General features: G+C 56.0%; 22 protein-coding genes and 2 pseudogenes. 7 read left to right on the top strand and 17 right to left on the bottom strand.

The features are described from left to right. Window positions 1-2: 2 nt before the first annotated feature. The 9 genes from EPL03_RS19160 to EPL03_RS19120 form a co-directional block, all read right to left on the bottom strand. Window positions 3-1,199: a hypothetical protein gene (locus EPL03_RS19160; protein WP_006183472.1), complete on the bottom strand. Its 1,197-nt coding sequence runs from the start codon at window positions 1,197-1,199 to the stop codon at window positions 3-5. Next, on the bottom strand, window positions 1,200-1,904 hold the full coding sequence (locus tag EPL03_RS19155) for a hypothetical protein (RefSeq protein WP_210425043.1): 705 nt from the start codon (window positions 1,902-1,904) through the stop codon (window positions 1,200-1,202). A gap of 182 nt (window positions 1,905-2,086) precedes the next feature. Then, the gene (locus EPL03_RS19150; RefSeq protein ID WP_135830708.1) at window positions 2,087-3,847 is read right to left on the bottom strand and encodes a hypothetical protein; all 1,761 of its coding nucleotides are present in this window, start codon (window positions 3,845-3,847) and stop codon (window positions 2,087-2,089) included. A gap of 51 nt (window positions 3,848-3,898) precedes the next feature. Next, window positions 3,899-4,384 carry a pilin gene (locus EPL03_RS19145; RefSeq protein WP_135830707.1) on the bottom strand — a complete coding sequence of 162 codons (486 nt, stop codon included), beginning with the start codon at window positions 4,382-4,384 and terminating at the stop codon, window positions 3,899-3,901. 14 nt (window positions 4,385-4,398) lie between these two features. Next, entirely contained in the window at window positions 4,399-4,668 is a 270-nt protein-coding gene (locus tag EPL03_RS19140; RefSeq protein ID WP_135830706.1) for a hypothetical protein, read from the bottom strand. Window positions 4,669-5,129: 461 nt separating this feature from the next. Then, window positions 5,130-6,119: a WD40/YVTN/BNR-like repeat-containing protein gene (locus tag EPL03_RS19135; protein ID WP_135830705.1), complete on the bottom strand. Its 990-nt coding sequence runs from the start codon at window positions 6,117-6,119 to the stop codon at window positions 5,130-5,132. A 115-nt stretch (window positions 6,120-6,234) separates the two neighbouring features. Beyond that, window positions 6,235-6,417 (bottom strand): exodeoxyribonuclease VII small subunit, encoded by a 183-nt coding sequence (locus EPL03_RS19130; RefSeq protein ID WP_135830704.1) that lies wholly within the window; start codon window positions 6,415-6,417, stop codon window positions 6,235-6,237. A 2-nt stretch (window positions 6,418-6,419) separates the two neighbouring features. Continuing rightward, complete coding sequence (gene xseA / locus EPL03_RS19125; RefSeq protein ID WP_135830703.1) at window positions 6,420-7,472, bottom strand: exodeoxyribonuclease VII large subunit; 1,053 nt, start codon at window positions 7,470-7,472, stop codon at window positions 6,420-6,422. Between the two features lie 75 nt (window positions 7,473-7,547). After that, a complete protein-coding gene (locus EPL03_RS19120) occupies window positions 7,548-7,715 on the bottom strand; it encodes a DUF1931 domain-containing protein (RefSeq protein WP_135823190.1) in 168 nt (55 codons plus the stop codon). A 138-nt stretch (window positions 7,716-7,853) separates the two neighbouring features. Between EPL03_RS19120 and EPL03_RS19115 the strand changes: the two genes are divergently transcribed. Beyond that, window positions 7,854-8,135 carry a PadR family transcriptional regulator gene (locus EPL03_RS19115; RefSeq protein WP_135830702.1) on the top strand — a complete coding sequence of 94 codons (282 nt, stop codon included), beginning with the start codon at window positions 7,854-7,856 and terminating at the stop codon, window positions 8,133-8,135. 92 nt (window positions 8,136-8,227) lie between these two features. Here EPL03_RS19115 and EPL03_RS19110 read toward each other — a convergent pair whose 3' ends face one another. Then, the gene (locus tag EPL03_RS19110) at window positions 8,228-8,788 is read right to left on the bottom strand and encodes a TATA-box-binding protein (protein ID WP_135823192.1); all 561 of its coding nucleotides are present in this window, start codon (window positions 8,786-8,788) and stop codon (window positions 8,228-8,230) included. 140 nt (window positions 8,789-8,928) lie between these two features. Next, window positions 8,929-9,774, bottom strand: a complete 846-nt coding sequence (locus tag EPL03_RS19105; RefSeq protein ID WP_135830701.1) for a toll/interleukin-1 receptor domain-containing protein — start codon at window positions 9,772-9,774, stop codon at window positions 8,929-8,931. A gap of 278 nt (window positions 9,775-10,052) precedes the next feature. Between EPL03_RS19105 and EPL03_RS19100 the strand changes: the two genes are divergently transcribed. From EPL03_RS19100 to EPL03_RS19090, 4 genes and pseudogenes are all read left to right on the top strand, one after another. Further along, window positions 10,053-10,721, top strand: a complete 669-nt coding sequence (locus tag EPL03_RS19100) for a hypothetical protein (RefSeq protein WP_135823194.1) — start codon at window positions 10,053-10,055, stop codon at window positions 10,719-10,721. 267 nt (window positions 10,722-10,988) lie between these two features. Continuing rightward, the gene (locus EPL03_RS20865; RefSeq protein WP_285265679.1) at window positions 10,989-11,135 is read left to right on the top strand and encodes a DUF7563 family protein; all 147 of its coding nucleotides are present in this window, start codon (window positions 10,989-10,991) and stop codon (window positions 11,133-11,135) included. A 360-nt stretch (window positions 11,136-11,495) separates the two neighbouring features. Beyond that, window positions 11,496-11,633: pseudogene (locus EPL03_RS20560) on the top strand (metallophosphoesterase family protein); the annotation flags it as partial. Next, window positions 11,590-12,078: pseudogene (locus tag EPL03_RS19090) on the top strand (hypothetical protein); the annotation flags it as partial. The pseudogenes EPL03_RS20560 and EPL03_RS19090, both read left to right, overlap by 44 nt. A gap of 282 nt (window positions 12,079-12,360) precedes the next feature. On the opposite strand, the gene EPL03_RS19085 reads toward EPL03_RS19090, so the two are convergent. The 6 genes from EPL03_RS19085 to fni all read right to left on the bottom strand — a co-directional run bounded on the left by EPL03_RS19085 (window position 12,361) and on the right by fni (window position 18,959). Continuing rightward, window positions 12,361-13,266, bottom strand: a complete 906-nt coding sequence (locus EPL03_RS19085; protein WP_135830700.1) for a hypothetical protein — start codon at window positions 13,264-13,266, stop codon at window positions 12,361-12,363. Between the two features lie 17 nt (window positions 13,267-13,283). Next, a complete protein-coding gene (locus tag EPL03_RS19080; RefSeq protein WP_135830699.1) occupies window positions 13,284-13,748 on the bottom strand; it encodes an FxLYD domain-containing protein in 465 nt (154 codons plus the stop codon). Between the two features lie 224 nt (window positions 13,749-13,972). Continuing rightward, the gene (locus EPL03_RS19075) at window positions 13,973-15,082 is read right to left on the bottom strand and encodes a tyrosine-type recombinase/integrase (RefSeq protein WP_135830698.1); all 1,110 of its coding nucleotides are present in this window, start codon (window positions 15,080-15,082) and stop codon (window positions 13,973-13,975) included. After that, window positions 15,075-15,326, bottom strand: coding sequence for a hypothetical protein (locus EPL03_RS19070; protein ID WP_135830697.1), 252 nt, complete (start codon window positions 15,324-15,326; stop codon window positions 15,075-15,077). The genes EPL03_RS19075 and EPL03_RS19070 overlap by 8 nt, the downstream gene beginning before the upstream one ends. A 361-nt stretch (window positions 15,327-15,687) precedes the next feature. Then, window positions 15,688-17,361 (bottom strand): transposase, encoded by a 1,674-nt coding sequence (locus EPL03_RS19065; RefSeq protein WP_135830696.1) that lies wholly within the window; start codon window positions 17,359-17,361, stop codon window positions 15,688-15,690. Between the two features lie 515 nt (window positions 17,362-17,876). After that, window positions 17,877-18,959: a type 2 isopentenyl-diphosphate Delta-isomerase gene (fni, locus tag EPL03_RS19060; RefSeq protein ID WP_010904022.1), complete on the bottom strand. Its 1,083-nt coding sequence runs from the start codon at window positions 18,957-18,959 to the stop codon at window positions 17,877-17,879. Window positions 18,960-19,244: 285 nt separating this feature from the next. On the opposite strand from fni, the gene EPL03_RS19055 reads away from it, so the two are divergent. Then, window positions 19,245-19,898 carry a winged helix-turn-helix domain-containing protein gene (locus EPL03_RS19055; protein ID WP_010890434.1) on the top strand — a complete coding sequence of 218 codons (654 nt, stop codon included), beginning with the start codon at window positions 19,245-19,247 and terminating at the stop codon, window positions 19,896-19,898. An 11-nt stretch (window positions 19,899-19,909) separates the two neighbouring features. After that, window positions 19,910-20,467, top strand: a complete 558-nt coding sequence (locus EPL03_RS19050) for a hypothetical protein (protein WP_010890435.1) — start codon at window positions 19,910-19,912, stop codon at window positions 20,465-20,467. The last annotated feature ends 439 nt before the right edge of the window (window positions 20,468-20,906 follow it).

Genomic DNA, 20,906 nt, shown 5'->3' with positions numbered 1-20,906 from the left:
AATTACCACCGTGAGACTTTCTCTTTCGTATTCTTGAACGCCTGCTTCGACCGGGCCTTCGCCGCCTGCGATGCCCGACTTGCGTCTTCTTTCGCCTTATCGCGCATCCGCCCGGTCTTCGATTGCCGCAGGTTGTTGTAGCGGCCTGCGTGATCCGTCGCTGACTGGGCGGAGGAACCCAGTTTGTAGGCGTTCGAGTCGCCGCCCCCGAGCTGGGCTTGTCCGCTTTTTGTCACTGGACCAGATTTGTTCTGCGCGTATCCTCGATGCACGTTCCGGGCACCGCGAACCGATTTCCCAGTTCCTTTCTTCGCGGCTGAGGCGGCAGCTGCCGGATTCGTATGGGTTGCTCCCCGACGGGCGATTGTCTGAATCGCGGGGGCAGACCAGTAGACGGTCATAATCGAGGCGATACAGGCCGCCGGAATGAGCACGAGTCCGAGGAACAGCGAGAAGATTCCACTTGCGCTCGCTGTGAGATCCATCTGCCAGCCGATCCGGAAGAGGACTGCAGCAGGAAGTCCCGCGAGAACCAGACCTGGGTAAATGCCGGCGGCACGGCGAGCAATCTTCGAGGCCGGGGTGAGGGGCCACACGTCGAGGGCCCAGAAGACGCCGAGCAACGGCATCAACGGGGTGAGCACGAGAATACCTAGCCAGCGGAGGCCGTAGACCAGGCCAGCAACGATGAGCAGGAAGTTCGAGACGAGAGCCATGGCGAGAACGACGAAGAGGCCACCGACTGCTGACTCGATGAGACTCCCAAACCCTGCCGACATATCGTTGATTGGGGCAAGCGTGAGGCCAACTGCATTGACGAATTGGAGCGGGATCGACACAAGGGGGAACCAGACGAACGATCCCATGAATACGAGCCCAATACGTCGGAGGAGACGCTTTCGTCGGTAAGGACTGATCGACCCTGACCGCAGACCGATGTAGGCGAGCCCGACGATGAGCAACATAACCGTCAACGGCAGGATATACTGGAGATAGAAATCCGCGTACAGGCTCTGCCATGGCGCATTATCGGGGGTGCCGACGACGATGTACCGGGAGTTGGATTCCGGCGCAGGGACGCCGACAATCGGATTGAGGAGCGCCCTAAAAATGTCGTTCGCGAACCCGAGCAGCGCCTCTTTGATGCTGTTGATGACGTTCTCGATGGCGTCCTGTACCTGTTCCTCAAGCCATCCCATTCAGGCATCCTCCCCGTTCGACGTCGTCTGGGTCGAGTCAGTCGGGCCACCATCGACGATGGTGAGCTCGCACGAGTTGTTCGTTCCACCGTACTCAATCGTCTGTGAGTACGACGGGTTCGCCCCGGCCTGGACGGCTCCCGTAACTGTGAGTGGAGCCGTTCCGAGGTCACTACAGTTGACGTGTGCCCCCATTCCAAGACGCCCCTCGGTCTGGTAGATCGGAGCCGACGAGTAGACGGTCGTCGTCTCACCGGCCGGAAGGAGTGTATTGTGGCCGAATTCCATCGTCTCCTGTGACTTCACTCGACAGAGCGGGGCGTCCGTCCACCGGGCCATGGTGAGGAACGACGGAGCATTCCCCGTATTCTCGATAGAGAACGCGGCGAGTTGCTGCCATGTCGATCTGTCTTTGTCCCAGTCCATGTCCGGGTGATTCTGGGCCCACATGACGTCTGTAATCGTGAGTTCGGGCTCAAGGGAGATCGTCGTCTCGCCGATGGTCTTGTCACCAGCGACGGCGACGACTCGGTACTCTCCGGGAGTGTACCCGTCTTCGGCTTCGCCGAGTAGCTGGAATGTAACCTGTGTCGCTCCCTCATGCACTCGCTGAAGCGAGTTCATCTCACCATTCGGGTTGATGAGATTCACCGAATCAGCGTTGGAGTCGCTGGCAAGTTCGACGACGAGATCGGTCCCGGTCATTGCGACGCGTTCGAAGGCGTCGCTCTCATCTCCCGGTGAGGGCGACGTCTCAGAACCCGGACTGGTGGGTTCGGATGGCGATGAGGAACACCCAGCGAGCGCGACGAGAGTAGCGCTAAGGCCACTGAGAACTGTTCGACGGTCAATACACTTGCCGTGAGTGGGAGCTGTTGTGTTGTCGTTCATGTTCGGTTTGTGAGTCCGAGCAGCGCCCCGTCGGACATGTAGTCGAAGCCGAAAACCAGGACCCCAACGGGGATGAACCAGAGAACCGTTACGACGACGAGCTGGATGAGCGTCTGGAGGTCGGGGAAGTTCGCTGGTGTCTTCGTGACATCCTCCGACGCAGCGTAGGGCTGGTCAGTCCGCCACCAAGCGGTCGGGGTGTATTGGCCCCGAACGACAATCGCTGGGTCCGAGATGGTAACGACGGCCATCCCACTGCTGTTGAGCGCCGTGGTCTGGTTCGCGATTGTCACACGGCCGGTCGTGACAGCGTCACCAGTTGCGCTCTCCGTAACCACCGCACGAACGACCGCGTGGGTCGCGTTGGTTTCGGTGACGGTAAGGGTGAGATTCGTTTCGCGGACGGTCTGCTGCTCGGCGAGGGTAACTGTTCGCGATTGTCCGCGGACGATGCCATACACCGTGACTTCGTGGAAGGCACTCCCGTCGAGGGTTGTGGAACTCAGCGCAATCGAATCTGCGTTCACGTACGGATCCGCAGACTCAAGGTCGATGTTCGACGGCAGTGACGGCCCTGTCTGTTCGGTTCCCCACGTTTCCTCGATAGTGAGCGGGCGCTCACCATCGTCGGTCAGTTCAGTCGGTACGTACGGTGCTTGCCGGCTCGGGAACGCGTGAACTTGGACGGGGCGCACCGACGACTCAGCACGAGACGTGTTGGTCGCGGTGCTGGTGACCATCGTCTGCCAGCCGGATCGCCCGGCCGTGTAGAACCACCAGTTACTCCGGGCCCGAACGTCGCCGTCAACCGTGATCGTCGACCACTCCGTGTTCGGATGGACGACCGCGCCGACTCGGTTCTGGTGTGCCTCAAACTGGACGCGTTTTCCTGTGACGTTCGAAAATTGGTTGACAACGACGGACTGTGACGTCGACACCGTTTTCGACGCTTCGAGGATTTCGGCGTCGCGAGTCCAGTCGCCGTCACACCCGGATGTCGATGAGTTCCAGTCCGGACAGTCAAGCGTTATGTGACGGAGCCGTACCGTGATATTAGCCTCGACAGTCAGCTGCGGCGAACCCGAAAAATCGGTGTACTGGAGCGTGGTCTGATGTCCGCTCCCCGAGTCAATAGTTCGCCCATCAGCGGAGAGTTCAACGGACTCGATGCTCGTTCGCTCGATCGACCAGCGTTCTCGATGCGATCCGTTTGTATCATCTTGGGGAACAGCAACGCGGTAGTCACTGATCGTGCGGACCTGGCCGTCCGGGGCAATGTATCGCGTCGTTCCGTTCGCGTGATGGAGAATCGTCGACGGCTGAACGCCGAAGATGCTAACATACGCATCCTTGATGTACACACCGTCTTCGAGGGATGCACTGGCAGGATGGACCGAGGAACCTCGACCACCGGGGTTGTAATCTCCGAAATCGCCGCTGTTCCAGTCCGAAACAGCCTGAGGTGGGCGGGCGAACGGGATGTCCGTTGACCGGGCAAGCCGATGTGCGAACTCAGCACGCGATGAGACGTTTGTGTCGTCGAAATCGTCGACCGAGAGGTTGCCGTTGTCGACGTCTTCCGACCAGAGCCGCTGGAAGGTGCTGTTGTTCACGCCGTAGGCGGGCCCGTCGTCAGGAACAGAATCCCTGGGATCCGAGGGGGTGACAACGTCCATCCCTCCGGCGACGACAATTCCAGCGGTGCCACTCACGAGGAGGAGGGCAAGCACGGAGGCCATCGGGCGGGGGGCGTGCATTCTATTCCTGCGAGGGTCGCGGGGACAGTTCACTGGCGATCCCAGATGGGGTTAGAAAGGCTTCACGCAGTCCGAGAAGCCAAAGCCCATCTGGCTGCCGACCTTGTCGATGAGTTCGGGCGAGACGAGCGCAAGGACGACGATGCCGAAGCCAATGCCGGACATGACGAGTTTTTCCTTGGCCTCGTTCTTCCGCTCGGGGTTGCCGCCGGCGCGCATGTACGAGAGGCCAGCCTTCCCGGTGTAGAAGCCGGTTGCAGGGAGGCCAAGGCCAGCGACCGCGCCGAACACGAGGTCGATCCCGGTTGCGACGCCAGTGTTGCAGTACACGTCGCCGACCTGATTCTGGGCAGCGGCTGGACCGACAGCGACGACGAGGAACGCGAGCCCCATCGCGAGGGATACAACTCGTGGGGAAACGCGGGTGAGCGTCGGTTTGAGACGGCTGCTGACCGAGGACTCTGTCGGGTGGTCGTCGGTGGAGGGCGATTCAGTGGCCGATGCATCGCTCGCCGGGTCAGAGGGTGAATCGTTCATGCGGGATTTGTCTGCTAGTCGGTGGAGGGATCTGTCTCGAGCAGGGCGTTCAGGTCATCAATGCTGGAGGTCTGTTCAAGAAGGTCATCGAGGTCTCGACTGGTATCGGTGAGCGCCTCCTCGGCGAGTGTCGAGAGTTCGTCCCGATCGATGTCTCGATACGTCATCTGCTCGGTCAATGCTTCACGGAAGAGCCCGGATACGTTGATGCCGGTCGCCCAGCTGAGGAATAAGGCATCGGCGGGCTTGATCGATACAGTAGTGTTGACGGTGTTCCGTGACATTTGTCAGCTGAGTATGTGTGATTGACCGATATTGTGTGTTGTTCCGTGCTGTCATATATGCTTTTTGTGCGGGTTGTATTCCGGTGAATAATACATACTCTCAGTTATATAAGAAACACTACTGTGGTAGTTCTACAATAACATAATCGCAACACAGCAATACGAAGTGAATGACTCTAACTTCTGCGGGTTGGTCTACACAGTGAGATTAAGATGCCGGAGGAGAAACTCGTCATGCGATGGATAGATGCGGTGACTGTGGCAGTGGAATCCTCGATGGCTATCGCTGCGAAAATTGCGGGAACTTCACCTGTGAGGACTGTTTCGAATATCTCCCCACGAAGGGGCTAATCGTAACCAATCACAAATGCCCCCACTGTGACGAGTGGGCCGTGCTCGATCAATACGCGTAATACAGCTTAGACGCGCTCAAGTCACGGAGCTCCAGTACTGTACTCAATTTAGTAGACTGCCAACGACCGAATCCCCGCTGGCACTTGTCCCGCATCGGTCCACATCCCATTGGCATCGCGGTTGATGAGTCTGCCGTCGTTCGTCCCTGCGAGTACAGTCCCGTCGATAGCCGTCCACGCGAGGACGACTTCCTCCGGCCCACCCGGATACGAAACCGTCTCAAACGTCTCGCCGGAGTCCGTCGACTCGGCCAGTATCGCGTCCGCACCGTTCTCCCCGCTCCACGTCCCTGGCGAGCTTCGTGCTGCCGCTGCGTAGAGCCGGCCATCGAGTGCAAAAGCCTCGCGGAAGTACCGATGATCGAGGTCCGTATCAAGGCGCGTCCAGGACTGACCTGAGTCACGTGTTCGGTAGAGGCCATCACCGGTCGACGCGACATACTCGTCGGGGCCCAGGATGAGAACGTGATGCACGTCGTCGTGGACGCCGTCACTTCGCTCCGCTCGTGACGAGCCTCCGCTCGCTTCGCTCGCGGAGACGCCGTCGCGACGCTCGGTCCACGTATCACCCTGATCGTCACTGACGTGGACGCCGCCGACCTCGACACCGGCAACCACGCGGTCGGGCGTATTGGGATGCACACCGAGACTCCGGATGTGGGCCTCGTTGCGGTGGCGCGGCGTATGCCACTGGTCACGCGACGGGAGGTCCTGGAACCCCTCGAGTTCGTCCCACGAATCGCCGTCGTCAGTCGAGACGTAGAGATGCGCCGGGTGCGTTCCCGCATAGAGGCGCTCGCCATCTGTACTCGCGACGACCGAGTACGCTTCCTCCCGTGGAATACCTAGATCCCCCCATGTCTGTCCCTCGTCCACGGAGCGGTACAGTCCTGACTCCGACGCGGCGAACACGCCGTCCACGGCGGGAAACGTGCGGACGCGAGGGGTGTCACCGCTGTCGAGTACCTGATTGGCGTCCTCGACGGGAGCAGTAGCTGTGCGGTAGACGCCGTCTCGAGTGCCGACGAGAATTGTCATGGTGGGAGTACGTCCGCTGTCTGAATAACCCTCGGGGTGCGCCAGGTAGGACTTAACCAACAGACCGTGAAGAACTTCCGCCCTTGTTGGTTAAGGATTTGCCGTCGAAACTGTACTACTCGAGGTCCACGATGTCTCCGCTGCCGTCATCGAGACGATCACGAACCTCCGCGAGGAGTCGCTGCCCCTCCTCGTAGAGGTCCCCTCCTTCGTCACGGTCGCATTCGGCTTCATCGAGCTGATCGATGATCTCGTCGATACGTTCCAGTCGCTCTGTGATCTCGGCGTCTTTCGTCATCCTCAGAGTACCCCCAGCCATAGGGCAGTGATGACGAGCAGGAGCAGCACAAGGATTGCAATGGTGGCCTTGTAATAGACCGGCGAGACCCCCTCTGGCGTGGTCGCTTCGTCGACCGCTTGCGCCAGTTCCCGGTCGTGTTCGTGTTCCTGTTCGAACGTCTCGTACGCTGCATCGAGTTCTTGTGCGAGCGGTTCGAGTTCGCTGGCGATGAACTCCTCACGGGACACGACAGCTGACTCACCTGCTGCCGTCGGCGTGATCGCTGCGGCATCAGCGACGCGGTCAGCGATGAGCCGGTCATCGGTGTGTCCAATCGCGGTGACCACCGGGGTATTCGCGGTGAAGATCGCCTCCGCGACCCGTTCGGTGTTGAAGGCTTGGAGGTTCGAATCGCTCCCACCGCCACGGCCGACGATGATGGCGTCGACGTCCTCCGAGCGGTCGAGATGGTGGATGCCGTTCGCGATGGACGTCGGCGCGTTCGATCCTTGGACGGTTGCGTCCTTCACCAGGATGTTGACGGTGGGGTCCTGTCCGTGGATCTCGTTCTGGATGTCGTACCGGGCGTCTCCTCGAAAGGACGTGACGACGCCGATTCGTTCCGGGAACGCCGGCGGTTGCTGTTTCTGCTCGTCATCAAACCAGCCACGCTCTTCGAGTTCGCTTCGCAGTCGCTCGACGGCAGCCGCTTGGTCGCCGTTGCCGACGACGATCACCTCCCACGGTTTGAGATCGATTTTCCCACCTTCGACCCAGTAGTCGATATCGCCCTCGAGGATGACCTCGGTCCCGTCCTCGAGGTCGGCGTCCATCTCCCGGTAACGGTTCGCCCAGATCATACAGGGGAGTTCGGCGTCGCCGTCGGTGAGTGTGAAGTAGAGCGCCGTACTGTTCTGGTGAAGGTCAGTGACTTCGCCAATACAGCGGACGCCGTTGAGGGCAGGCGTGTCCTGGACGACCGATGCAATCCGGTCGTTCAGCTGTGACACGCTAAGAACCTCTTTCGCGTCGGGTTCGACCGCCTGCCGTTCGGTGTCCGGTGCGTCCGCCATCTCCGTTTCCTAACTTCTGAACAGGAACCTCAAAAAGCTACGTTCGAGTGACGGGGTCGGCTGCGTTACACAGGCCTACAGGTCGCGGGGCTGGACCGTCTTCCGGTCGTTGGCCTCGGCACGGTCGGCGGCGTCGTTGAGCAGTTCGGCAACTTCCTCGTTGAGGGCGTCGTAGAAATCGGCCGAGACGTTGTGCTCCGAAAGTTCGTCCTTCACGGCTGCTTTGACGATTAGGTCAGACATTCCATCGCAGGTTTCGCTTGGCCACCGTATAAAGGTTCGAACTTTCTCACCCCGGATTTCGGCCAAGTAGTATCGAGTATTCCCCTCTGAGCACCAGAGAACACTTAATCAATCCCCGAAAAGAAGAGAAATAGACAGATGCACGATTTAACCGGATTCCAGCGGGATATCTTGACCGTGATCGCCGGGCTCGACGAACCACATGGGCTCGCAGTCAAGGACGAACTCGAGGACTACTACGAACAAGAAATCAATCATGGCCGTCTTTATCCAAATCTCGACGACCTCGTCGACAAAGGCCTCCTCGAAAAGGGACAACTCGACAAACGCACGAACGTGTACACGCTCACACGGCGTGGGCGCCGTGAAATTGCTGCTCGTCGCGACTGGGAAACCCAGTACGTCGACCTCAGCGAGTAACACCTCTGTTTCCAGCGATCAGGGACGGTGGATGTCACCCACTCCAGCAACACTGCTTCTTTCGGACAGTTATCGGTTTAGAGACCATGGGCTCATTCAAGCAGGCCGAGCTCAGTGAGGCGGTCTTTGACGTGTCCCAGCGCGTGCTTGGCGTCCTCAGATTCATTTGCGCCGGTAATCACGAGTTTGCCACTGCCGAACAAGAGAACGACGACGTCGGGGTCGTCAAGCCGGTAGACAAGGCCAGGGAACTGTTCGGGTTCATACTCGATTTGCTCTAAGCCGAGCCCGATTGCGATTGCGTTCAAGTTCAGCGACTGCTCGAGGCTGGCACTGGAGACGATGTTTTGCACCTCGATCGGCGGATTACTCGCGACATCGATGCCTAACTCGCGGATATCATCGAAAACGATCCCGAGGGCTTCGTGAACGTCATCGACGCTTTTCGCACCAGTGCAGACGACTTTGCCCGACCGGAAGATCAGCGTGGCTGACTTCGGTTCCTGGAGGCGGTAGACGATTCCCGGAAAGTCCTCGGGGTTGTACTCGGCGCCGGGAAGGTCTGTGGAGAGTTGGTCGAGGGCGAGTTCTTGGCCGAGATCACTGGATGCAACAACGTTCTCGATGTGAATCGTGTCTGCCAGCGTGCTCATACAGAGTGTTCCTCGGACAACTCACTTAAAGTACGGCGGGTGAAAATTTGGGGCTCTGTTGAAACTCTCAACGGCTACTAGATTCGAGCGTAGGTCGCTAAGTACAGAGAATTCTCTTATCAGCTCGATTGATTAGTGGCTTAGGTTAACTTCTTTACTTCTCCTTGGTCAACTATTCTCAAGTCCTCCCATTTCAGGATGATGTTCAATTTTTCTACAACTTGCGCTCTATCTTTATCATTCTCAATATAGTGTCTAGGATGAGCTAATTTTTCAACAATAGATATTATATTTGATAGGTCTTCGTTATTTAGCTCTTTGAGGTTTTCTAAAATCGTACTCTTCCTTGCACTCTCTAAATCTATTCCTTTTTCTTTGGCCTCAACGGGGAATGTTGCAATCCACTCATGTATGCTGCCTTCTTTTGCATCATCCCAATCGATTTCAAAATTCAGACGTTCGAAAAATTTTTTAATTTCTGTCCCTTGTTTTATATCCCCGATAATTTCGGCGAGATAGTCCAGAGTTTCAGGGTCGAACTCTTCCAACCCGTCGTCTGTGAGAGGTTTTGTGCGATTTTCTAGTATCTCTTGGTAGAGCTCCTGAGCGATCTCGGAAACAGACATTGAATCTCCAGAAATCAGATATCGTTTGCCCAAAAGCTTGTGGTGGGAAAGTACATCTTGTGGTGTAATATCATAACAAACGGGGAGGATGACTTTATCCATCTCAGTCACATCCCGTTGGATTAGTGAATCTAATTCCTCTTGTGTCCAACTCTTCTCAAAGAAAGCTTCAGAAAGGATAACAACACCATAATCAGAGTTATGCAAACCGCGTTGAATTTCGTCCGGGATGCTATCTCCGACAGAGAGTTCAAAATCATCATACCATACGTTTAGACCGTAATTTTCCAATTCCTTAGCTAGAGGTTCTACAAATTCATCTTTATCTTCTCCCGCATGGCTTACAAAAGCACCCCACATATTTTCAGTTGCTTATTGCTATTTTAGCCCCTATGAGTTAAAAACTCACCTGTGAAAGTGATTCATCACAGGGCCATGCAGTGGCACGGGTTGAGCATGTAATTGGAATCCCCCTCCCGGAACTGAGCGAGGCTTGTACAAGCGCGCGTTTAAACAACTAACCTGTCATAGCTGAACTGTGCTACACTGTTGAATTGGTCAGTATAGAGGATGCATCTCCTTATTCCTAGGAGTATTCACCCAAAGAACAAACGGGTCAACTTGAAATTGGTTTCAATATGTCCGAGAATACGCCAGCACAGAATGAAGAGAAACCTCACAACGATAGTTCGTGGGCTACTTCAGAAATAACTCGAATCTTGAACCATCAACTCCAAGAAATACGGGAACAACGCAATCAAGCACTCAGGGTTCTCCGCGTGCAGTTTACCGTGGCTGGTATCCTTGTGGCGGCTCTAACCGCTGTTCTTTCGACTTCGATCACTACTGAACTACCCGTCAGAATTGTTGGAGAAGGGTTCTCAGGGGTAATAGCCGGACCGATAAGTGTAATTCTTGGAATATTCCTATTAGCTCGTGGCATTATTGGATTCTTTCGCGGAAGTTACTCAGCGTTAAACGTCCTCTCCGGTAGGCCCGTAAATTCGATTCCCTATTGGAAGCAAGTCACAAAGTTAGTTCTCCTTCTTGTCGGAAAAGGAGTTGACTATGGTCCAACACGAAGGGCAATAATAGGCCCAGAAGCGGCTGATTTGAGGGATATTATTGAAGACGAGAATCCAGCCAGATTATTAGGGGATCAAATAGACTGTATTGAAAAGAACAGAGATATTATGGAAGACAACGAGGAGAATTTATTTCACCTATATCGCAAGATGGCTTGGGGATTAACAACATTTGGAATTGGGGTTGTGATTCTGACATTCACTCTACCATCTCTATCCTGATCTACTCATCCCATCGAAAACCGGAACTAACCCTACATCATACGCACACTCACTTACGGGTTGTTTCACCGTACATGATATCTGATCAATAGGATTTCAACAGCGGCAAATTGGTCACTCCATAGCCTAGCAATCTATGCGACAAGTATTGATTTGTGATGTTCTCGAGACTGGGTCTGGGGTGGTCGCGGACGCTGTTTGCTATCTCTAATTGTTAGTTTCGGCGCTGACAGAAAGCCTATGACCGATAAGATGACTGCTACTGGTATGCCGGAGTGCCAGAACTGTGGCAGTCACGTCACAGATGTCTACGTTCGTGTATTCACACCGGACTCTCTCGACGAGCCACGTGTGTGTCCGAACTGCGAGGACATGACCCGCAGCCGCGAGGGCGTCCGTGAGAAACGAACGTAGATACGCGCCACGTCTCTTTTGAGGGAGTCCCGAATCTCTGGATGCCCCGTTACCGAATCCCGTGTACAACCACGAAGTCGGGGCGAATCAAGCCGGTCACGTACACGGCATCGGCTGGTAGACTTCGGATGGACCGCCGACCCCGAACCTCGTAAATGAGACGATCAGCCTCACTGAGATCACGTATCGAGCCTATCGTTTAACTTCGCGACCACAGTAATTCTCTGTATGAAGTGCCACGTATGCGATGAAGAGATAGACACCTCCGGCAGTGAGACACCGACCGAGGCTGTGCTCAACCACTTCGAGTCGGAACACTGGAACTAGACACCAAGACACCGTCTGTCGTACTCTACCTCAGTGAAGATTGGCCTCATTTCAGACATCCACGCCAACCGCCCTGCATTAGCGGCTGTTCTGGCAGACATGCCACCTGTCGACGAGGTCGTGTGTGCAGGTGATGTCAAATTTGATTCTCCGCCACTCCCTCCCGAATGCAAATCATCGAACTGGCATCGAGATGCTGCAGTTCTGTATTGAGAGTGTGGACCCGGATCTGGATTTTGAGATGCTACGAACACACGTCGACGACGATACCTGGCGGAAGTGGGTCAATCCCTACATCGTCGATTCCAAGCGTCTCACCACAGTTCGCCGGAACAATCGCCGTTTCAAGCAACTCGAGGACCTGGACGTCGACTTCGTCGAACGGAAGGACGGGATCCAAATCCGATTAGCCGAGTTTGAGCTGGATATGCACTGGCGAGAAGCCCTTCCGAAGTACGCTGAGTAGCATGAATCCCACTGTACGGACTTCGCGCAGGCAGTCCTCCAACGTGCAGAACGGGACGATTTACTCGACCGTCAAGGACCAACGAAACAAGAGTTCATCACGTATCCGGAGGACGGGCTCGTCGAACGGGACTTCAGAGAAATGTTCTGATCAGTCGCGAAGCTCGGCGACCGACTGACCGACCTCACGGACGTGTTCACTTCGCTCGAGGTCGAGTTCCTCGGCGAGGTAGTCAACCGTCTCTTCGAGGCTCATATGGAAAGAAGTCTGTCTAGCGCGATAAACCTAGTGCTGGCGCAAAGGTTCGGATATTCTGGCCCCGGATTTCAGCCATAGACTGCAACACCTACGAGGATGTCAGAGGGGACTTATTCAACCCAGTAGAGTGGCAGACAACTACAAAATTTGAGCGCGTGAAAGAAGAGAACAGTATTACTGAGGTTCCCCAACCTCAGTTAACGCCTCGAATTCCTCGGCGCAACGTGCACCGTTCTCCGTGAATGCACCGTACTCAAAGTCTGGCTCGCCAAGATACGTGAACGTCACCCATCCATCTGAGAAATCACCGACATCGTAGTAATCCTCATCAAGCCACCGCCCGATTTCGAAGCCTTGCATCATCTCCTCCTCTTGATACACCGCAAGCACTAGAGTCACGTCGTCGCTAACCGCATCACGCGCTGGCCCGAACTTGTTTTTGAGCTTCCTATCAATCGAATTCGTCGTTCGCTTCCCCATCCCGAACCCAAACCCACCTTCCAGTACCTCAGCATGGTCCGGTTTCGTGACTTCAATCCAGATATCCTGGTCGTCGGTGTTGAGCCGCAAGTCAAAATCCTTCGAATCACGATCGTCGGAAAGCTCCGCGTTCATCGATACCTGCTCCGTACCGTACAATTCTCGCAGGTAGTATAGAAGGTACAGTTCGGCAAATACGGAATTGATTCGATTCACATCGCCTTTCTCGATTTCTCTCAACCAGTCTTTCGTCGGATCTGAATCGACATCCACCGCAGTGAGGTACTTGTTGATTATCTTGAGATCGGGGCGTTTGAACTTCCCCAGAAGTTCTTCCCCGTCAATCCGGGTTTCCCCGAGTAACTCGGCGATGTTCGGGTATCCGCGAGGTGACGGAATCAGGTATTCGTGAGGGTACGTCGCGTCTAAGACGCGCTGGATACCGTGCGCGTACAGCGTGTATGACGTTGATTCACCGTCAGGGTGTACTTCGACCACCTCGCACCCGAACCGGTGCTCGAACTCGGGTTCCGGAGCGTAAATGTGAAGGATATCCCCGACGTCGTACGGTTCGTCGGCAGGCTCGAACTCTGATGTCATTCTAGGTAATCACGTGGTCACTCGCAGAATTCGGGGTTGTACTCGTGCTCGAATCGTTGCTCGTACTGCGTGTTCTCGAAATAGAAGTTCGGAACAAGGTCGTACGTCGTCGCATCCTCGCACGGCACCGCGGAGAAATCGCTCATATTGCTCACACGCACCGTGTCCTCAATACCGCCGGGAAGGTCGGTGATAGTGCCGTACCCGTCGCTGATGCGCTCATCGCCCGCGTACACGTTCACATCGATCTGCAGCGTCCCGATGGTGCTGTCGGTCTTGTTCCGGACGGTCGCTTCGAGGATTGACCGGCCGCGCCATTCGTGATTCGTGATCTCGATGATGTCGGTGAGCTGCGTGCCAGTCGAATCAGTACCACTGTCGCCGTTACTGTCACTACCACTGTCACTGTCGCTGCTGCATCCTGCGAGTGCTGCAACTGCTGTTGTACCTGCGAGCGTCAATACGTGCCGTCTCGTAGTCATGTGTGCGAATTCACACTACCCCATGTTAAACAACCAGTCATCTCGAACGGTGGCGATATCGGAGAACACTCAAGCGATGAGTATCAGTGACGGTTAGACGCACACCACTGCGTCCCGCGGTCGGCGCACCACCACCGACCGCGACAGGTGCCCAGTCCACCACGACCGGATTCACTCTCTACAGTAGTGGGGCCTTCGAGAGTAGACCACTCCCTCAACCCAACTTACTCGCTCTTGTAACGGACCTTCTCGATATCTGCTGCTAAGTCCTCTGGGTGCCGATCTCGATAGGAGGCATGCGTTGTCTCGATGGACTTGTGTCGAAGAACCTCCTGTGCGCTTTCGGCGGCGACCTCGCCGTAGAGATCGTCACCGAGTCCACGCCGGCCACCGTGCGGCTTTAAATAATCGCCGTCGATATCGACGTCCGCCTCCTCGCAAAGCCTCTTCAAGAGCGTTCTCGCGCCCTCTGTCGTCAACGCTGGCGGCGCAACCTCGTACTCGCGCAGCACCTCGTCGATTTCGCAGTCTTCCAGGGCTCCCTCGATTTCCTCGTCCTCGTATTCGCGGTCAGCCAGCTCGTTGCGAACGGCCCGGTATTTCGAGGTTGCGTCTCCGGTTGGGATGACGGGCCATTCGTCGGGGGCGTCGATGAGCCGTCGGTGGCGCGCCAGCTTCTCGGTGGTTACCCCCGGTAGCGATACCGATTCTTGGTCGCCGGACTTCCCGAGGACAGTCATCACGCCCGCCTCGAGGTTGACGTCCGCCCACTGGAGGCCGTTGCGGCGGTCGTCGCGACTGACGCTGCAGACCTCCGCGCCACGGACGCCGGTATCCGCAAGGATGTAGACGAGGGAGCGGTCCCGGAACGCGTGTGCTGCGTCGCTGCTGTCGTTCTCGAGTGCAGCATGGGCGCGTTCGTCGACGTAGTTGAGCAATCGTTCGCGAGCATCGGCAGTCCAGAACTGTTGCTCGACATCGTTGCTCTTCGATGGGAGTACTTCTTCGGCGGTGGTCGTCGCGAGCGGGTTTCTGTCGATCTCATCGCTGCGTTGCCACCAGCCGAAGGTGGCGCGCGCGAGCGCGAAATACGTCCGGATGGAGTTCGCGGCGAGATCGTCTTCTTTCACGAGGTGGATGACCCAATCTCGGGCGTCCTGTTCGTCGACGTCCTCGACGGAGTCGACGTCGTTGTTCTCGGTGAGGAACTGGAACAGATTGTTGACGGCGACCCTCGTGATTTGCTGGGTCTGTGGGCTTTCGAGGGAGACCATGCGGTCGTCGAGGAGGGTTTCGAGGCCGCGAATCCCAGGGGTCGCGTTGGTCTCAGACATCTAAATCACGCTTCCACGTGTTGAAGCACTCCGCATCGTGGAGTACGAAGGATTTGTAGCGGACGCCTCGGCCACCGCCAGCGCCGAATCTGAGGGTGGTGTGGAGGTGGTAGTTGCTGGTGTCGAGGTCGTCGTCGCAGCCAGCACAGGCGACGACTTTGCTGTTGTTTACGACGGTGCGTTTGGCGATTGGGCCAGCATCGACGTTTTGGTGGGAGATAGACGCTCGCTGTGGGACTTCCATTGTTCGTGCTTACGGGAGGGCGGCCACCCTCTTAGTTCTGGTTTGTTTTACTGTCCTAAACCAAACCAACTGTGTCGGAGCGAAATCACGGCTTTCGGGCTCTGAAGCGCCTGCTATAGCTGGATAAGCGGGGTTATAAACTATATATCGCTATACAAAACTCTGGGATTTTGAAGTTGAGACTACAGGGGGTTTAGCGAGGCTGTGATGCGCAGTCTCGGACGAATCAGTGACTAGTTCGGCTTCGAATCTCCTCTCAATCGTCTCTTCCTATCGCACTCCCAACTAAATCGGTGGATTTTCGAAATTCCTGACAGCGTTGCCACTCAGAAATCCGCACTGGCCCCGACAGAGTACCTCCTTATCCGATTCCAGTCTCCTTCTTCAGCAGCGTGAGCGTATTGTCGGCCGTCACAATCGGCGCGTGTTCGTACTCACCAGTCAACTCGACTTGGACAAGTAAATCGACTGCTCGCCAAATCGAGTACAACAGACACGCAAACGCGAAGTAGAAGAATCGGAGCCCGAAATCCGTCGACGTCGTCGCAGCCATGAATCGCTTGATCGACCGATAGCCACTCTCAATCTCCCACCGGTAGCCGTACTCACTGAGAAAACCACCACCCCGGTTGGACATGAACACCGAGTACTGTCGATGGTCGTCGTGCTCAGAGTCTTCTTTCCGGCGATAGATCAGCGTCGTCTCGTGCCACTCGTTCTTGCCAAGATGGAGCTTGCGGTCGGTCTCGTACCGGTCTTGATCGCGTTGGAGGAGTCGTTTGGCCTGAGCTTTCTCACTCGTTTGCATCCGTTTCGGCACGACGTAGGACAGTCCACGCTGGCTGATCATCTCTAGAATGTGCTGGCTGTCGAACTCCCGATCCATCAGCACGTTATCGACGTGAACGAGGTCCTCAGCGGAGTCGAGCAGGTCCTTGACGATCTCCTTGCGTGACTCGCCTCGTCGAACTGGGGGGGCATCAAGCACGAGTGGAACAGCGTTGCCGACCAGCTGGACTGTCGCCCACTGGTAGGCGTATTCGTCATTCTTCTCCTTCGTTCCGATTATCTCGTCCTCGTGGCCGGTACGGTCGCCGGTAAAGGGGTCGTCCTCGGTGATGTCGATCGCGACGATTCCAGCTCGAAAGAACTCCTCTGTCCCCGCGAGCTCGTTGATGAGCTGACGGAGTGCCTGTCGGTACATCTCGCGAATCTGATTGATGGGGAGGTCACGAATCTGGTCGCGATGACCGTGCCCGAGTGGCGTTCGATCACGCGTCGACTCGTGGATGAAACTGCGAGCGCCCTCGTTAGCCGCTAGGTTCTCACGCAGGCCCAGATAGGTCTGTAAGCCCCAGTAGGCGTTCTCAGGAATCTCACAGCCCTCACCACGATCGAGCGAGAACGCGGGGTATACGACGCGACTGATGTGGTCGGTGACCCTCTCAGCCTTGTCGAGGATGGCCTGATCGTTTGGGACAGATTCGTCTGCGTCGTCGCCTTGATCCGGGAGGTTTCGTTCTGGGTCGCGTGGTACAGCGACACCCGCGTTCTGCGCTTTGATCAGGATTGTTCGAGCCGCTTCCTGGATCGTCTCACGGAAATCGCGCGTGAAGCGCTCGTTCCAGCCGCGCCACAATGTCGATTGATCGGGCACCGTCTCCAACTCGAGGCGTTCACAAAGTTCGGGGTGGCTATCGAGGTACTCGACGAGAGATGTTTCGTGCTGCCATCCGTGGAGTTCTTTCAGCAAGAACATGCGAAAGAGGGTGTCCATCTCGTAGCGTGTTGACCTTCCGTAGCAGTCGTGGGCCTCGAAGCGGAAGTAGGCCAGCGGAAGTTCGCAGACGCACTGTTCGAGTGAGTTATGATTTGGGTGCGTGAACCAGACACTCGAGACGACTCGAACGTCCGATTCTAACCCACCGAGTGAGGAGCGATCGTACAGCGGTGTCGAGTCATATGCGGGCCACTCGATATGTTGGTGTGCGATTCGTCGAAAGACGCTGCGCCGAGACTCGCGAGTCGCGACCACTACAGAAGAATAGCCCGGAGACGCTCAAGAGTTCGTCCAACCGACCAGTATAGAGAGTTCTGTGGCTCTGCTGGATTCCTCAATCGCGAGCAGGGGTGATGCAGCTAATCGTTAGATGTAGAGGAACAGTATATCGGTTAGTGAAAATTCGTTGTGTCACAGGGGACAAATCTTATTCTACAAGAAATTCTTCTGTGACACATGGACCTGAGCTGGGCACTTCTCCTTGTTGTCGCCGTCCTCGTAATCGGGTACGGTCTTTACACTGTGTACAATCTCTCAAATTTCCTCGGGGACTACCTTCGTTCCTGACAACCAAATTCTGGTGTTCTTGCTTCCGTATACCCGGTACATTCGCACACCTACTGAACGGTTATTTCACGACGAATTCGCTGGTGAGAACCCGCCTCGTTGTGGTGCGTAGTTCGGTAAGTACAGGTTGGACAGATATCGGAGTCGGCTCTCTCTTTCCCGCTGTTGTTCTATCCGTCCTGCTGAGACTGGGGAATCCGGGACTACTCGCTACTGGTTCGTTGTTCCACGTACTCGCGCGTCTTTCCGTGCAACACGTACTCCACCTGCTGGAGCTCGTCGATCGACCCCGAGCCGGTGACGAACATCGCTGTTCGCAGCTCGGCGATCAGGTCCCCGACGCGTTCGATGACAGCGTCTGGCCCGTCTGTAGCTGGTTTCAGGAATGGTTTCGCCAACCCGCCGGCGCGGGCACCCAGGGCAATCGCTTTTGCCACGTCCAATCCCGTTCGGACACCACCACTCGCAATGACGCAGTCGTGTTCGGCAACACACTCGATCGTGCTTGCAGCGGTTGGAATGCCCCATTCTCGGAACAGGGTGCCGATTTGTTTCTGTCGCGGCGCGTTCGCGGCTGCTGCGCGATAGGCTTCGATCCCGGACCACGTCGTTCCGCCTTTGCCAGCGACGTCGAGAGCGTCAACGCCTGCCGCAGTTAGCTCTCGGGCAGTCTCCCCGGAGATGCCGTTGCCCGTTTCCTTGACGATAATCGGCACCGAGAGTGCCTCGGACACTCGTTCGATCGCAGCTACACAGTTCCGGCCATCGACGTCGCCTTCTGGTTGGGTGGCTTCCTGGAGGAAGTTCAGGTGGACCGCGAGCGCGTCGGCGTCGATCATCTCGACTGCCTGCTCGACCATTTCGATGTCGTACTCTCGGAGCTGTGCAGCGCCGAGGTTCCCGTAGATGAACGCATCGGGTGCGGCATCGCGGACGACGGTGTACGATTCGAGGACGCGTTCGTCGTCGAGTTCGAGGCCTGCTCGCTGGCTACCGAGACCCATGGCGATACCGGTTTCGCTGGCGGCCCGGGCCAGCGCCCGATTGATCTCCGTCGTGTTGTGGTGCCCGCCAGTCATGCTCTCGATGAAGATTGGGGCAGAGAGGTCGTGACCCAGGAAGTCGATGGAGGGGTCGATCGCGTCGTAATCGAGTTCCGGAAGCGCGTTGTGGACGAGGTGGACGTCGTCGAAGCCCGTGCCTGTCGTTTCGACGTCCCGCTCTTGGACGATTTGAAGGTGGTCGTCTTTTCGGTCTTCAGTCTGCGTGGAGTCCTGCGCCGTCATTAGTCGGGTTTGTACAAGAGATGGGAAAACAATACTGTTGTATCGACTCTCCCCCATCCTAACTATTCTTGAAATGATAATATTCAGGGGTCGCTATGTGTCTGTATTCAGCATTGCGCTGCTATACGACGTAAATTGACAGAGATACCAGTGATAAGTTCGCGTCTCTACTTAATGGGCGTTGTGGGCGAGAGTAGTGTGTAATTAAGGCACGTAACAAAGCTATCCTCTGCGGTCGGGCCCGTTTGTAAACACTACAGTGACCCGGTTCCGTGGCAAACATTTATGGTTTCCAGTTTCGTAACTCTACACAAGATGAGTTACGATACAGAACACGTGCGAAACGCGGGGGACACTCCAGGAACCATCACTGGAATTCCGACGTTCGCAGAATTACTTGAGAACCCGTCCCTCGCGGACCTCTATACATCGATTAGACAGGCAGAGACTGCAACAGGTCCCGAACTCGTCGAAACAACGACCGTCTCCAAAAAGACGGTGTACGACTACTTGCATAAACTGGAGCAGGCGGGCCTGATCAGCAAGGTTGGCGACGAGACCGGGACTGCCGTATACACCGCTCAGGAGTTCGAGCTAACGTTGACGGTCCGTGAGACGGAAGTCTCGATCACTCCCAAAATCATCGAGGTAATCGCCCAGAAAAACGAGTACCCAGCGATCGAACGAGTCCTCGAAGACTACGGCATCGTCACGTTCGCGCTCGCATACGATCTCGTGAACGCACACAGTGAGGGCGAGGTCACAATCCGGCAAATCGCGAGCCTCACAGATCTCTCTCCTGGAACTACGTATGATCTCGTCGAAGCGCTCTATTCGGTTCTCGACCTCGGTGATGACGATTCGACCCCGACGACGTACACACCGGATGAGTTCGATGCGGAGGGGGGCGATCTCCTCGAGGAATACGCCGATAAGTGAACCGAGCGAGGATGTATACTGCGAACATTGCGGACACGGTGATGTTTCGGAACTTGGGGAAGCACCCCAGTCCACACCTACAATCGCTCAAGAGTGCCGTAGAGGAAGCTGGAACTGAAGTTTGGGTGCCAGCAGCGGTCTACCACGAGCTGGCGGATACCGGGAGTGCCGACTCACCGACGAATCCATACCTCGATACGGCTATCGAAGAAGGGTGGCTTCGGGTAGCCACACCGCTACCAGGTGATCGTACAGCGGGATTCGAGAGTAGTGCTGGACCGGTTGAGAAAGCACGGTTCGTTGCAGATGAGTTTCTCAACCAGCAGAGCAAGTATCCAGAGACGAACAACTGGCAGGACGCGGCGGTGGTCGCGTTGGCAGTTCGATTGTTCGATGCGAATGCTCGAATCCGTGTGATCACTCACACAGCGGACGAAAATCTGGCAAAGGCGTGCGCTCGTATCCCTCCGGAATTCGGATACTACGATATCAAGTCCCGATACTACAACCCACCCCAAACAGCGAAGGTTGAGTTTCCAACCGTTGGCCAGCTCACGTGGAGTGAGTAGAGAGCATTTTGGCGGTTAGACCAGTATTAGCACGTTTACGACTTTAATGTCAACGTCAGCGCGATGTACTGGTCGCCTTGGAATGGGTAGCTTCCCGGCTTTCTGTGATTAGAAGTAAAATCGACGAAAATGTCGAAGGATCACCTTGTCCATAGCCACAAACCAGTCCGAGAACCGTATGCATTGAGAAGGCCGGTCTCATCTTCTGGTGGGCGTCCATTTTCGAGTTGTTTTACCGATCTATAACGTAGAAACCCGTTCTCTCTGGTCAGATACGCGAATATAGTTCGTCGGGCAGCGATGGACGCATCCAGAATTCATGCGTCCCGTGCCCTTGTGGAGGTGCATATATAAATAGAATACTTTTCATGCTATTTGACCTATTCCAGTAAACCTCCTTCCTGAAGAGATGGACATCCCCCCGTCGTTCTCCTTGAAA

Source organism: Halorussus halobius (assembly GCF_004765805.1).
Classification (GTDB): domain Archaea; phylum Halobacteriota; class Halobacteria; order Halobacteriales; family Haladaptataceae; genus Halorussus; species Halorussus halobius.
The sequence above is the reverse complement of the archived record's forward strand: the minus strand, read 5'-3'. Positions and strand labels throughout refer to the sequence as shown.